Source organism: Paenibacillus hamazuiensis, from assembly GCF_023276405.1.
In the GTDB taxonomy this organism is placed as follows: Bacteria; Bacillota; Bacilli; order Paenibacillales; family NBRC-103111; genus Paenibacillus_AF; species Paenibacillus_AF hamazuiensis.
This window is the reverse complement of record NZ_JALRMO010000001.1, coordinates 7,877,961-7,891,899: the sequence shown is the minus strand read 5'-3', so window position 1 is coordinate 7,891,899 and position 13,939 is coordinate 7,877,961. Positions and strand designations below refer to the sequence as shown.

Sequence of the window (13,939 nt, the reverse complement as noted above, 5' to 3'; positions counted from 1 at the left end):
TGATTATAAAACAAGAACATGTGTTCGAACAATTTTTGTATATTGTTCCTTATTTGCCAAAATTGTCAGCCTGAACGATCCGGTTACACAATAGCCCCAAAAGTCTTAAAGTCAGCCGCCGGACCAACATACTCCCACGTCACCGTACCGTCCATGGCGCTTCCCGATGTGTGTGTGGGTGCTACGCCGCCGGATGTCCCCGTACCGGTCTGGGATGCTCTATACACGTAGTTCCCGGACTTAACTACCTTACCGGAGTCATATAACTTATTTGCCCCCCACGTTAACTCATAGGAGTAACCTGCTGTCATACACACCCACCCTATATATGCAGTCGGATTGGTATTGTATATCTTATCTCCTTTATTCCAGTAAACCGCTGCGGTAGGCAGGGCAGAGAGCTCAGTAACTCTTTTACTGCTGCTGCCTGCCCCTATGTTATTATAGATTGTGCAGTAGTCGGCAGACACCGATATGATGGTCGTTCTGCTGCTGCCCATGTTAACAAATAAATTTCCTTGGATTACGTGGTCCTTTGAAGCATACACAGCACCTATCGCGGCTTGGGTAGCGTTACCGTGATCGGCAAGGTCAAATACGTTGTTGGAAACTGTAACCCTGTCGCCCAGTAAATTGACTACGCCCCCCCATGTATTTTGAGCCGATGTTGTTATATACCCGCTTATATAGTTTTCACTGATAATAGAATTTCCGAACACCCTTATACCGCCAACCCTGTTCCCTTTTACTATTGACCCTGCCGGTAAAAGCATGATTTTACCCGGGGAGTAGTTGTTCTCTACTGTCCAGTTAGCATCGGCTATATTCGTATATACTTCAATTGAGCACTCCTGGGCCGGATTAGGCATGATCATTCTATTGTCCGATATAATGTAGTCCTTGCCTCCACCGTGTATATCCATGGCATTGTATGGGCATTCGGCATCCAGCTCGATGCTGTTGCCAATGATACTAACCCCTTTGATGTTGGCCGCTATAGCATTGTTAGCAGCCACGCTGATACCGGAACAGCTGTGCCCACTAAGCGGATCGGTTTTAACTTTAATGGTGTTGTCTTTGATGACAATATTTTTCGCAGACTGACCGGGTACCGTCATTTCCAACTTTATGGACTGACCATCGAAATACATAGGAATGCCAGGGAGCGGTGCTCTAACTATCTTGTTATTAGAGATATTGATATTTTCCAATATACCGCTGCAGCCCAGATTGGCGCCAATGACGGTGTTATGTGAAATATTAATATTCTTATAAACAGCCAATGCCCCGCCAAAAGCTATAGAACCCCAGTTCTCTATAGTGTTGTACACGATGTCCCCATAGCTGGTTGTCCCCGGATTGAGACCGTTTACCAAACTTCTTAGGATGAGGGCCTCGGCTGTACCGACTTTACTGCCTCCGCTCATATCTATACCATTATAGCAGTCTTTCATCAAATTATGATCCACCATATACTTGGTGCCGCCTATGCCGCCGACATTAGAGCAGCTATGGTGGAAATAATTTCCGGTTATCCTGTATTCCTCACAACTTCCCTGATTGGTGCTTATCATCCTGCCTTTTTGGTATCTGAATTCACAATCTTTCACGACAAAGTTTTTATATGGGCCATTGCCTGTCGTGTTAAGGAATACGTGGGCGAATTCGCAGGTAAAAACCCGATTTCCTCCATCAAGCACTACTCCGTCAATAGTCCAGTTAGACGCAGTATCCCCCTTGCCGCTGAGAGTGGTTTGGTTATCCACACATATATTTGTGTGACATAAGATGATCCCCTTCTCCTTGGATACCAGATTTACATTGGATGTGATGAGCAGAGTTCTGGCTGTATCAGGGTTTACTTTGACATGGTATACACCCCTGGAAAGCAGGATAGTACCTCCGCCGGCAGCGCTTAGCATGTCGTACATTTTGTTGATTATCGCCGTATTATCACCTAAAACTGCCATATTGGATACTGTGTTGATAGCGGAGTCTGCTAACACCAGGGAAGTGGTGCCGCCGCCCGAAACTATAGTTGTGGTTAAAATTCTGTTTACCTTTGAGGCAGGCGGAGTTGAAGACACCCACGGCGGTATCCCTGCGGAAATATCGCCTTGGCCCATATCTTCCATAAATGCCGTAACATCCCTGAAAATACCCAAGATCCCCCTACTGCCCGGAGGGTTGGTCTGTTCGCCATACACTGCCCACCCATGCCGCTGCACTCCTGTAGGGAAGGTGATTTTGACCCTGCCGGTATCATACCCTAATTTGTCAGGCGCATTATTGATTTCAGCAATATCGCTGACAGCCGTATATCCGCCGTATTTATCAAGGATACAAATCCTATATCTATAAGTGGTGGTACCGGCAGGCACGGGAACGTTGTACTTATTCGTTAAAGTGAGCGTGGGCAGAGGGACTTTGGTTGGAAATGTAGATTGCAAATTGGCTCCTGCCCCTACAATCATGATGGTCTGCCCATCTTTAAACTTGGTCTTATCGGCGTCCGGTATGGTCAAAATGTTTGATCCTGCGGAGATAGAGGCCCTGTAGGTGATGACGCCTTTCTCCTCGTCCCCTTCATTAGTACCGCCAAACCATTGCGGATAAAATACGGACCCTTTTACACTGGTTGTGTAGGTCCCACTTCCTGTAAATATTGGCTGCAAAGGTGCGTCTATCGGGGAGTCTATGGCAACAGTACGACCGGCGTTTACTTTCAATCTGGCACCGGCAGCAAATACGACCTTTTTTGACTTCGGTAAAGTTAAGTTGGCGTCTACAGCGTATACTCCCTTAGGGAAAATAATCGTGCCCTCGTCACTGTTCACAGCGTTTGTAATTGCCGATGAATCGTCAGTGACTCCATCGCCAACAGCGCCAAAGATTTTTACACTTATACCCAGATCCGTACTCATCTTATCACCCCATATTTATTGTTTATAAAAGCTTAGCCATCTATTTTCCAGGACCGCTCAGCCAATAGGGTGCATAATATTTGATGAGAGAGTACATCTCCTCAAACTTTTTTTGATGCCATGCGTTGTTAAGGTGTACCATTTCTTCAAGACGATAAGTTGGCGTTTTGCGCGATGGTCGAAACAGACGCTCGCTACCTGCCCAGCTCCTTAATCAAAAGCTGTACAGGTCCGTATTCTTTACCGATTTGTTACTGCACCAACCGCATATACACTCCATACGGCGCGGCCGTCGCGACGCCTTGGCGGTTTTTGCCGGAAGATACGCTTGTACTCTACAAAAGTATCGTACCCTGTGACGCTGCCTGTGCATACAAGAACAGCTATAGCACAGGCACGCTGCAACTGACGATTGCTCCAGTAGGGTACAGTCTAAAGCCGAAGTCCATAGTGAGTTTACTGGATGGATCTATGCAGTAGCCGTTATTCCAGACCCGCCATTGGCCTTTACAGTATATGCCGAAACAGCTTGGCCGGCTCTAGGCGTGCTTACTGATTTAAGGGTTGCCGGTACGAGCCATCCTTGCCCAAAATGTTCCTCCTCCTTCCACAAAAGATTTACTACCGGAAACAAAAAGGAGCCGCCCTACGTCAGCTCCCTGTCCAACCCAGGGTTCACCCAGATTGTTCATTGTTCCTGTCATTACATATAAACCGGAAAGGATTTTATTTGAATTTTGGTTTAATATGCCTTAAATAATCAAATCATCAACCCGTCCGATCTCTGCTTACTTCCTCTCCATACATATAAGATGCAAGCTGCACCATCAGATCCCGGCGAATTTCGTACAGCCGCTGCCGCGACACTCCGATGTGCCGGGCAATCGCGTTCATCCGCTGCCCGTCCAACATACATTCGAGCACGGTCCGGTATCGGCCGTCCTTCACTTGCTCCGCCGCCGCGTCGATCCGCTTCACCTTCTCCTCCAGCGCCAAAAGCCGCTTCCAGCATTTATCCCGCTTCTGCACTTCTCTTAATACGACGCTGCTGTACGTGCCCTTGCCTTTCGGTTGGGCGGCATCGATTCCGTATTTGGACGTTAAGCCGGTGTCGATCTGTTCCAGTTCTTCCCGCAAGCGGACCATTTCGCGCACCATCCACGAGTAGTCTTTAACTTCCTCATCCACCTGGATGGCTCTTTCGAAGGCTTGTCCGGAGGAGGAACCATAATCTTCCTCCGCTTCCCTCACTACCGCTTTACGCGCTCCGGATCGCGGCTTCCATTCCGGGCAGTCCTCAACTTGTCCGATCGATATTTGATGAATGCGGCAAATGCTCTTCTCTCCCCAAAGACTGCCGGGACATGCTCCGCAAATATGTTCCCTGAAATGCTCTTGATCCGTCTTCGTCCATTTCGTCATGGTTCACGGCTCCTTCTATGCAAACATATGTTCCTATTCAATTATATTATGTACGCATTTCGCGTACATTTCAAGCATAAATTTTAATTTATTTCCAGACTATTGAAAAAACGTACGCGTTATGCGAAACTATATATACAAACATAAGTTCGCCGGAGATGAAGACAAATGATCGGTCCGAAATTGCAGCAGCTTCGCAAAAGCCGCCGCTGGTCCATCCAGCGTATGGCCGATGAGCTGGGTATCGCCAAAAGTACATATGCCGGTTACGAAACAGGGTATCGGGAGCCGTCGCTGGACACCATCCGCAAAGCGGCCGTGCTGCTGCAGGTTAGCGTGGACGAACTGCTCGGAACAACTCCGCCGAAGGAACCGTCTCGTGGCGGATTTGACGCGGAAGCTTCAGGTTCGGGCAGTTCCGCAGGGGAACATCCCGCAACGGGCACTCGCTCGCGCACGAGCGATCAAGCGGTGGAAGGGCCGATTCGCGAAGGGAGTTCGCATAGAAGCGGTCTCGCCGAGCGCCGTCCCGGGGGCCCCGGAACGCTTTTTGCAAGGGGAGCGCATTTCTCTTTAAGCCGTTCTCAGGTGCACAACGTTCCCACAGAGCGCAGTCCGCGATTAAGCGGCGATGCCGTAATGGGACTTCGCCATACGGCCCCCTCTACCGCAGGTACCACAAATGCCGACGATGCTACTGCGGAAGCTTCAGGTTCGGGAGATGATACCGAAGGTTCAGCCAGTAGGAACGGCCATGCCGATAAAGATGCAAGTACCGCCACCTCCTCCTCAACCGTTCTCCCCGAGCTTTCGCTGCAGGATACCGATCCCGAGCTCGGCTTGTGGTTCAAGGAGCTGCTCGAGGCCCCGGAGGAACGGCGCGCGGAGCTTAGGCAGATTTGGGATATTATCAAGCAGCGGGAAGCGGGACGCTCTCCTGGACAGCGGCAAGGAGAATGAAGCGGAAAGCCCTCGGAAAGGCTTTTCTTCAACCTATATATCGAACGTTCATTCCCGTTCTATGGGTAACGGCGAATGAAGAGGCTTGAACTTTTTTAATACGGTCAGATATATGGAGGGAATTTATGAAGTACGGATATAAAATGACGCCGCTGGAGGAGACAGTGAGCGGAATGCTGCAGCATCTCGGAATCACGCAGCCGGAGCAGCTGGAGCCGGAAGTTATAGCGGACAAGCTTGATATTTGGGTGCATTATGCAGAGATGAGCAGCAGGGCGCTCGAACGCGGCGGCATGGGCTCGATCATTCTCGACAGCAGGCTTTCGCGCGAGGAGCAGATGGAGGATTTCGCCCACGAGCTGTGCCATATACTGCTTCACGCCGGCAACCAGTTGGTCATGCCGATCGATTTCATCCGGCTTCAGGAGGCTAAGGCCGATCAGTTCGCGATGCACCTTTGCGTGCCCACTTTTATGCTGCTCGCGCTGGAGCTGCCGGAGCACAAGACCGAAGCGGCCGCTTCGATCGCAAGCATATTTCGCGTCCGTCCGGCGTTTGCGCTGCGCAGGCTGGAGCATTTCGTCAGGCAGTCGCTCGCCTCGCGGCGGGAGGATGATTTTCAAGCCGGCATTCGGGGGCAGGACAACCGGTTTAGAAGCGGTGGCATCGATTTTGCCGTTCGAACAGGCCGTTCAACGATGCTTTACAGTAAGGAAAGAGGCGTCGTCGGATATGTAAAAGAGGAGGCCGACGATGCAAACTAAAATCATACCGGTGGTCGCCGAAGGCCGAACGAAGCGCTTTTTCAGCTTGAGCCTGGACGATGCCGACTTGTCCCGCGCCCCGCACCTGCAACTGCCCCGGGTGACCGAGGCCCAGTTCGCGCTGCAGCTCGCCGACGAGGGACTTGCCGGACTCGGCATTCGCCAAGGCGACTATCTGCTGTTCGGAACGACACAGCCGCTTCGCGCCAGCGGACAAATCGCACTGATCCGCCAAGAGGACGAGTATATTATCCGGGAAGCGCATTGGTCGGGGGATACGACCCTGCTGCGGGTACCGGGCGACATATACCCCGAGCTGCAGCTGCCGACGGAGAACATCCGGATCGTCGCGGTGCTCGATAACGCGATGAAAGACGACGAGCATGTGCAGATCGTTCATTTTCACTGACCGGTCGCATGAGGAAAACTTAAGAGCGATAGCTGCTCCCCCAACAAAGTGAAGATACGCTTCGCAGCAAATTCCGAATACTTGGTGGGGCCCCCGGCGGCGGAAGTTTTTTCTCGCGATTCGGAATGTTGGACGTCTCCAGCTAATTAATCTCTATACAAATAACCCGGAGGCCGCTTCTGCGCCTCCGGGTTCGTCCGCCGCCGATGGACCCTTCCACCGGTCCGCGGCTCATGTGTGTCCGTGCCATCACATCTCCGCCTGCCGCGCCAGGCTGACGCGGGTTTTGACGATGATTTTACGGATGCTGTCTTCCGACAGATGGTATTTTTCGATCAGCTCCCTTACGGTTGAGCCGTTCTGATACTGCTGAAAAATTTCGTTGTTGCGCCGTTTGATGAACAGGCGGGTTCCGTTGTTCTCGCCCCATCCCGCGCGTTTTTGTTCTTTTTTCGGTATATAAATAATCTCACCCTGAATGTATTCTTGCAGCTGTTTAAGCAAGCTAGGGGGAAGAACATCTTTTCCGTTTTTGTAACTCATTTACAAAAACCTCCTTAAGTTTACCTTGAGCTGTTTCCGACTTCCAAGCATTAACTCCAAATGCAAATCCAAATGTATTAAGTGTGCTCATCGTTATACCTCCTAATTAGTTTTTTGAATTTCCCGAAAAACAAAAAAACGTCTGCAGCAGACGTCACGAGCCCGAACCCAGGCGGCAAAAATGAAAAAACACGATCCCCAAAAACAATCGTGTACCCCTGGTTCTTCCAATATGAAACTTAGCAGGTGGACGGTCTTGTTACGAGCTTATTCAATTGTTAATCGGGAAACCCCTCAAATCCAAATGTTGTCAGCACGGCACAACGCTCCTTTCACCTGTTATTATTTAACATTATTATCCAACACACTTTCAGTATAACCAAAGACAAGTATGTATGTCCAGCAAAAAATATAGGGGAGGCCCGAAGGCCTCCGGTTGCAAGGCTCTGCTTTACGCAGAGACCACCTCAGGTAACGTAATCATTTCTTTCGATCACTCCTTTCTCGAGAACTGGCCGCTTCCTCCGTTCGCTAGCTAAACGAAGCCGCTGCAAACGTCGCCATTTGCCGCGCTGCCGGCCGCACTTCCATTAACTCACATTCGGAAGGCTCGCTCAAGCGAAAGAATCGTTATACCGATTTAATCCTTGCCGCAATCCCTGCGGCGAGCAGCTGCAGCTCCCGGGAGCGTATCCACAGCAGCTCTTCGGCTTCTTCCACGGTGACGGGGCGGAACCGCACGGTATCACCCGGCTTCAGCTGCGCGAGCAGGGGCAGATCGACGGCCGCGACGTGGGCGATCCGGGGATACCCCCCGGTCGTCTGGCAGTCGGCGAGCAGCACGATCGGCTGCCCGCCCGGCGGCACTTGGACGGTGCCGGGGGCTACCGCCTCGGACACCATCTCCAGCGGCTGCCGAAGTTGGAGCTCCGCTCCTTCCAGCCGGCAGCCCATCCGGTCCGACCGCACCGTCACGCGGTACGGCTCGGACCAGAACCGATCCCGGGCAGCGGGATCGAAGCGGTCCAGCTCCGGGCCGGGGATCGCCCGGACCGTGACGCCTTGGCCGTAGGCCGGCAGCAGCTCCGGCTGCACGAACCACGGCGGCCACGCCGCCGCGGCGCCCGGCGCGGCCGCCGCCAGCCGCTCCGCGAGAGCCCGCCCGGCCGGGCCGGGCTCTCCGCGGGCGAGCGTATCGCCGGCCTGCAGCGCACGGCCGGCGAAGCCCCCGAAGCCGCCGCGCACGTACGTGCTGGCGCTGCCCATAACGGCCGGCACGGCGAAGCCGCCGGCCACGGCGATGTACGCCCGGCAGCCGCTGCGGGCGTAGCCGAGCTCGAGCACGCTTCCGCGGCGAACCAGCACCGGGCGCCAATACGGCACCGGCGCGCCGTCCACGCGGGCGTCCAGCTCGCCGCCGCAGAGCGCGATCAGCGCGCTCTGCTCGAAGCGAAGCGCAGGGCCGGCCATCGTCGCCTCCAGCACGGCGCAGCCTTCGGCGCCTCCGGCCAGCAGGTTGGCCACCCGCATCGCAAATGCGTCCAAAGCGCCGCTCACCGGCACGCCGACGCCTCTATAGTCGAAGCGGCCGAGGTCCTGCACGGTCGTGTGCAGGCCGGGCCGCAGCACCGTCACGGTCATAGGCCGCCCCCCTTTCCGCCTTTCGGCACGGCCAATCGGCGAAGCTCCTCAAACTTCGCCTCCGGCACAGGAACGAACCGGACGCGATCCCCGGGCCTCAGCAGGGCCGGCGGCTGCCGCAGCGGGTGAAACAGCCGGACCGGCGTCCTCCCGATGATTTGCCAGCCTCCCGGCGATTCAAGCGGGTAAATGCCGGTTTGCCGGCCGGCCAAACCGACCGAACCGGCCGCTACGGACAGCCGCGGTTCGGCGCGGCGCGGCATTTCAAGCTGCGGCGGAACGACGCCGAGATACGGAAAGCCGGGGGCAAATCCGACCATGTACACCTTGTATACATCCCGGCTGTGCAGCTCTACGACGGCATCCTCCGTCAGCCCGCAGCGCCTCGCCACTTCCACAAGATCCGGTCCGTAAGCGCCGCCGTAGCATACCGGGATTTCAAAGAGCGAAGCGCCCGAAGCGGACTCCCCGGCACCGTCGGCGGGCTCAGCTTCGCTCATATCGTGAAGCCGCTCGCGAATCCAGCTGCATATGCGCCCGTACGCCGAATCCGGGGAGATAGGTGATTCCCCGGAGATCGGTGCTTCCGCCGAGATGCGAAATCCTTGCCAGGAAGCACCATCTGACGGTATGCCGGACTTTTCCTCCGGCATGTCCGCGCGCCTTACTTCCGCCTCGCTTCCCGCGTCCATCCGGACCTCCGAAGCACCGGTCGCTCCTCCCGCTTTCGCCTTACTAAAGCTGTCACCGACTTCCGCAGCCCGCTGCACTGGCCCGCCTTCGCCCGCGCCCCCCTCGTAATACACCGTTACGGTCGCATAAGCGCAGGTGATCTCCGTCGCCAGCGGGTGCCTCGCCCTTTCCAATCGGCCGGCCGCCTCCTGAACGGCTTCGAACACCGCAGGATCCACAGCGCTGCCGAAGCGCACCGTCACTGCCGCATCTCCGAGGGGATACAGCTCGAACTGCGATACGGACGGCATCTTCTAAAACCCTCGCTTGCGCAGCCAGTTCGCACAAAGCGTCGTCCACGTATGGGCCTCCGGATGATCCCCGGCAAGGCCGAGGCCGTGCCGTCCGCTCTCGTACACGTGCAGCTCGTGCGGCACCTTATGCCTGCTGAGCGCCATAGCCAGCTGCAGGCTGTTCTCAACCGGAACTGACGCGTCGTCCGCCGTATGCCACAGAAAAGCCGGCGGCGTCTCGGCGGTCACCTGATGCTCACCCGACAGCAGTTTGACGAGCTCTTCATCCGGCTCGGGTCCGAGCAAATTCGATTTTGAACCGGCATGCGTAAATTCTCCGAACGTAATAACGGGGTAACACAGCACCATCAAGTCGGGACGGCTGCTTTCGCGTTCCACCGCATCGTCCGCTTCCGGATTGCCGAGGTCGTAGTGAAGGCCCGCCGACGATGCCAGATGCCCGCCCGCAGAAAAGCCGAGAATGCCGACGCGCTGCGGATCGATATTCCAGCGGGCCGCCGTGCTCCGCACGAGCCGGATCGCCCGCTTGGCATCGCCGAGCGGCACCGGATGCCGGTAAGGCGCAACGCGATACTGCAGCACGAATGCGGCGATGCCCAGAGAATTGAGCCAGCGTGCTACAGGCTCCCCCTCGTGCTCCGCTTTTCTTCCGTAGCCGCCCCCCGGACAAACGATGACGGCGGGAGCCGGATTCGCGCTTTCCACCGGAAACGGCACGATGTACGGAATATCTTCTTTTCCAGTTCCCTGAGCATAAGGTGTCCCATCAGACCACAATAAAATTTCTTCCATCCCTTTTCCTCCTCGTCGCTAAACCAATATTGATCAACAATCCGCAATCCGTTCCATATAAAATCATACAACAGCGTGAAAACGTTCGCATCTTTTTTTGCGCCGGAAATTTCATATGGGCCGTGACGAATGGCACACGTCTTAACCCCGGTGGTTTTTCGATCGGAAGTTTGCCCCTACTGATACAGCTTGCGCAGCTCGTCCAGCCGGTTTTTGATCATCTCCACCGCAAAATCCGGCTTTGTGAGCACGGCCTCCGTTCCGTAACCCATGAAAAAGTCGATCGCCCAAGGAATGAAAGGGCGGTCGATCGTCGTCCGAATCACTCCGGTTCCGTCGGAACGCACATGCAAATCGGAGGAAAGCCAGATGTCGGATTGGCATTTTTTCACGCCCCGCGGCGTCAGCTCCACCTCCAGCTCCACTTCATGCGTTTGGTTTTCAAAAGAAAACCAGTCTACGAGCGTTTTTTTCCGCACATCTTCTCTCCGTACGGACTGATCGTTTTTGACCTCGGCCGATACGATCCGGTCTACGCGGAACATCCGCATCTCTTCGCTTTTAAAGCAATAGGCTGGACAATACCAGAGCCCGTTCATCGCATACACGCCGATCGGCTGAATGTCCCGCTTGCTGACGCCGTTTTCGGAGTCGTATTCGATGAACAGCACCTGACCGCGAAGCGCCGCTTCCAGGCACGGCTTTAAATATTTCGCCCCCAGCTTGTGCTTCGGCACTTTGAACATAAAGCGGTTCTGAAGCGCCTGAATGCGCTCCTTGGCCTCTGCAGGCAAGTAATGATAAAACTTTTTCAATGCGGAGACGGACGACTCCTCAAAGGGCAGCGCCGAGTATTGCTCCAGCGACTGGTAAGCGAAAAACATCGCCGTCGCCTCCTCTTCGGAAAAACATATCGGAGGCAGCATTTTCTCCCGCAGCACACGGTAACCGCCCCCCGCCCCCACTTCCGAATACAGCGGAACCCCGAGCTCGCTCAGCTCCTGAAGATCGCGTAAAATCGTCCGCTTGGACACATGAAACTCGTCCGCAAGCTCCTGCACGGTAAACCTTCTTTTGGCGTTTACCGTCATGAGCAGCTCGATGAGCCGCTTCGGCTTGGCCATCCCCGGTCCTCCTTTTCCGCCAAATTATTTCGAATATGACAGGTTCTGTCACTATTTCCTGTTACGCTGCCAGTGGTTACAAACAATATAGCGCCGCGCGGCATAGGATGACAAGCCGTTTCTCATTGCCTGCGTGCAGGCGCGGGGAGGATTAAACATGAACGATGCCTTGCTTGAGACATGGCGTATTCACCAGCGGATTCATCTGTTTATGCTGGAGGCGATCGATGAGGAGCAGTTGAAAGCTTCTTGGGAAAAAGGAAGGTCGGTCGGGGAGCATCTGCATCATATCGTCAAAGTGCGGAGGATGTGGCTGAAGCAAGCCGCCCCGGAATGGCTGGGTGAGCCGAAAGATGACGATTCGAAAGTTTCCGTAACCAAAGCAGCGCTGCAGACGGCGCTCGCCGATTCCGCCGACCGGATCGAACGCCTGCTGGAGCTTGGGTTGGAAACCGGCCGGATCAAGGGGTTCAGGCCTCATCCGACCGCATTTCTCGGATATTTGATTGCCCACGAAGCCCACCACCGCGGACAAATCGCCCTGCTGCTTCGCCAAGCGGGCGTTCCGCTCGACAAGAAAACCGCTTACGGCATGTGGGAGTGGGGAGTGCGGTAGAGAGCCGATTTCTCTAAGTGTCCACGTGCCCGGGATTGGGAGAATGAACCGGGGGCCCTTCTCTTCGTCGTTCTCCCTCCATTGCATTCCATTTCAGTCATGAATCACTTTCCAGTTATTGTTGCAAGTCGCTTCGATGGTCCCTTTTTCCATAATGTAAGTAGCGAGCAGCTCCGCCACATCCGTCGGAATATCTCTCACGACCGGCTTGCCCTGAAACATCAAATAGTTTCCGCCACCACCGGCGCGGTAGTTGTTCATGACGACGTCATACTCCGCGGACGGGTCGATCGGCTTGCCGTTTACGGTCAGTTCAACCACACGTTCTCCCACTGGACGGGAAATATTGATCGTATATTCGATGCCTTCCCACATGTCGTAATTGTAGTGCTGCGGCTTCGGCGTCGTAAAATCCGGACTGACCTCGATCGGTCCGCCGTCATACTGTTTGAAATACGAGGCGGACCGCTCCAGAGCGTCCTTCATGTCCTGTCCGCTGATGCGGATAACCTGCAGCGTATTCGGGTAAATGTAATTCGACACGATGTCGCGCATCGTAATGTCGGGAGGAAAGCCGGGCGAAATATTGTCGAATAAAGCGGTGTTGGAGATCGGCGCCCCGGAAATCTCCATCTGCACCTTGTTGATGAATTCGATCAGCGGGTTGTCCTTCAGCCGCGTCGCCATCGGGTCCCGAACGAGCATATCGCCCTTCAGCTTGCCGATCGGCTGGTCCAGCCACACTTGAGCCTTCGCTTCATGCTCCTTCGCAATATCCAAAATCGCCTGATCAGCTTGAACGCCCTCCACCGGAATCAACTCGGAGCTTTTCTCCGCGACGACCCAGGCTCCGTCCCGCTTCTCCAGCTTTATCCGCACTTTGCCGAGCGTAGCTCCCGCCACTCCCGGCTGCACGACGGTCACCCCGTCTATACGGACACCTTCGATGCTGCGGTGCTGGTGTCCGGTCAGCAGCACATCGACGCCGGGAACCTCTTTGCAGATCGCATATCCCTGGTTTTCCCCGGTCAGCGGCTCGGTCGGCTCGCCCGTCGTCAAATCACGCTCGAAGCCGCCGTGGTACGAAACGACGATCACGTCCGGACGTTCGTTGTCGCGAACATATTGAATCCAGCGCTTGACTGCCGCCAGCGCATCTTCAAAAACAAGCCCTTGAATATGGTCCGGGTTTTCCCAATGCGGAATGTAATGCGTGGTGAGCCCGATGACGGCCACCTTGGGGCCGTCCGGAAACGTTTTTACGATATAGGGCTTGCCGAAAAAAGGCTCCCCCGATCCGGCATTCAGCAAACCGGCGCTGAGCCACGGAAAATTCGACTCTTTTACCGCTTTTTGCAAAAAGTCCTTGCCGTAATTGAACTCGTGATTGCCGATGACCGCCGCATCGTAGCCCAGTTCGTTCAGGCAGGCGACCATCGGATTGGGGCTCTCGCTGTCCAGCCTCGCATGATGATAGGCAAGCGGGGTGCCCTGAACCAAATCGCCGTTATCGATGACGATCACATGCTCGTTTTGCTCGCGTTCCCGGCGAATGAGCGTGGCGATTTTGGCCAGCCCTACTTCGCTTGGCTTATTATTTGCGTAATGGATGGGTAAAATATTTCCATGAACGTCGCTTGTTTCCAGCAGTGTCAAAGCAAAAACTGCCTTGCTCTCCGACATGATACCACTCCCGAAATCTTGATTTTTGGTATTTTAGACAAACTATATCAATTCCGGGGAGGGAAAACAATCGCA

General features: G+C 54.7%; 12 protein-coding genes. 4 read left to right on the top strand and 8 right to left on the bottom strand.

Translation table 11 applies throughout. The features are described 5' to 3' along the window. Nucleotides 1-83 precede the first annotated feature (83 nt). Together MYS68_RS34835 and MYS68_RS34830 are read right to left on the bottom strand one after the other, a co-directional pair. Nucleotides 84-2,924: a glycoside hydrolase family 55 protein gene (locus tag MYS68_RS34835; protein ID WP_248930129.1), complete on the bottom strand. Its 2,841-nt coding sequence runs from the start codon at nt 2,922-2,924 to the stop codon at nt 84-86. Between the two features lie 768 nt (nt 2,925-3,692). Beyond that, nucleotides 3,693-4,346 (bottom strand): hypothetical protein, encoded by a 654-nt coding sequence (locus tag MYS68_RS34830; RefSeq protein ID WP_248930128.1) that lies wholly within the window; start codon nt 4,344-4,346, stop codon nt 3,693-3,695. 168 nt (nt 4,347-4,514) lie between these two features. On the opposite strand from MYS68_RS34830, the gene MYS68_RS34825 reads away from it, so the two are divergent. The 3 genes from MYS68_RS34825 (at nt 4,515) to MYS68_RS34815 (ending at nt 6,479) form a co-directional block, all read left to right on the top strand. Then, the gene (locus MYS68_RS34825; RefSeq protein ID WP_248930127.1) at nt 4,515-5,306 is read left to right on the top strand and encodes a helix-turn-helix domain-containing protein; all 792 of its coding nucleotides are present in this window, start codon (nt 4,515-4,517) and stop codon (nt 5,304-5,306) included. Between the two features lie 125 nt (nt 5,307-5,431). Beyond that, entirely contained in the window at nt 5,432-6,070 is a 639-nt protein-coding gene (locus tag MYS68_RS34820; protein WP_248930126.1) for an ImmA/IrrE family metallo-endopeptidase, read from the top strand. Beyond that, nucleotides 6,060-6,479, top strand: coding sequence for a S24 family peptidase (locus MYS68_RS34815; protein WP_248930125.1), 420 nt, complete (start codon nt 6,060-6,062; stop codon nt 6,477-6,479). The genes MYS68_RS34820 and MYS68_RS34815 overlap by 11 nt, the downstream gene beginning before the upstream one ends. A gap of 249 nt (nt 6,480-6,728) precedes the next feature. Here MYS68_RS34815 and MYS68_RS34810 read toward each other — a convergent pair whose 3' ends face one another. From MYS68_RS34810 to MYS68_RS34785, 5 genes are all read right to left on the bottom strand, one after another. After that, nucleotides 6,729-7,022: a CD3324 family protein gene (locus MYS68_RS34810; protein WP_248930124.1), complete on the bottom strand. Its 294-nt coding sequence runs from the start codon at nt 7,020-7,022 to the stop codon at nt 6,729-6,731. Nucleotides 7,023-7,652: 630 nt separating this feature from the next. After that, a complete protein-coding gene (locus tag MYS68_RS34805) occupies nt 7,653-8,663 on the bottom strand; it encodes a 5-oxoprolinase subunit C family protein (RefSeq protein WP_248930123.1) in 1,011 nt (336 codons plus the stop codon). Continuing rightward, nucleotides 8,660-9,646, bottom strand: coding sequence for a 5-oxoprolinase subunit PxpB (gene pxpB, locus MYS68_RS39225; RefSeq protein ID WP_420852184.1), 987 nt, complete (start codon nt 9,644-9,646; stop codon nt 8,660-8,662). Before pxpB ends, MYS68_RS34805 begins: the two co-directional genes overlap by 4 nt. A gap of 3 nt (nt 9,647-9,649) precedes the next feature. Beyond that, nucleotides 9,650-10,441 (bottom strand): alpha/beta hydrolase, encoded by a 792-nt coding sequence (locus tag MYS68_RS34790; protein ID WP_248930122.1) that lies wholly within the window; start codon nt 10,439-10,441, stop codon nt 9,650-9,652. Between the two features lie 176 nt (nt 10,442-10,617). Beyond that, nucleotides 10,618-11,565 carry a helix-turn-helix transcriptional regulator gene (locus MYS68_RS34785; protein ID WP_248930121.1) on the bottom strand — a complete coding sequence of 316 codons (948 nt, stop codon included), beginning with the start codon at nt 11,563-11,565 and terminating at the stop codon, nt 10,618-10,620. Between the two features lie 157 nt (nt 11,566-11,722). Here MYS68_RS34785 and MYS68_RS34780 point away from each other — a divergent pair, with 157 nt between their 5' ends. Continuing rightward, nucleotides 11,723-12,181, top strand: coding sequence for a DinB family protein (locus MYS68_RS34780; RefSeq protein WP_248930120.1), 459 nt, complete (start codon nt 11,723-11,725; stop codon nt 12,179-12,181). Between the two features lie 93 nt (nt 12,182-12,274). Here MYS68_RS34780 and MYS68_RS34775 read toward each other — a convergent pair whose 3' ends face one another. After that, nucleotides 12,275-13,864 (bottom strand): bifunctional metallophosphatase/5'-nucleotidase, encoded by a 1,590-nt coding sequence (locus MYS68_RS34775; RefSeq protein ID WP_248930119.1) that lies wholly within the window; start codon nt 13,862-13,864, stop codon nt 12,275-12,277. Nucleotides 13,865-13,939 lie beyond the last annotated feature (75 nt).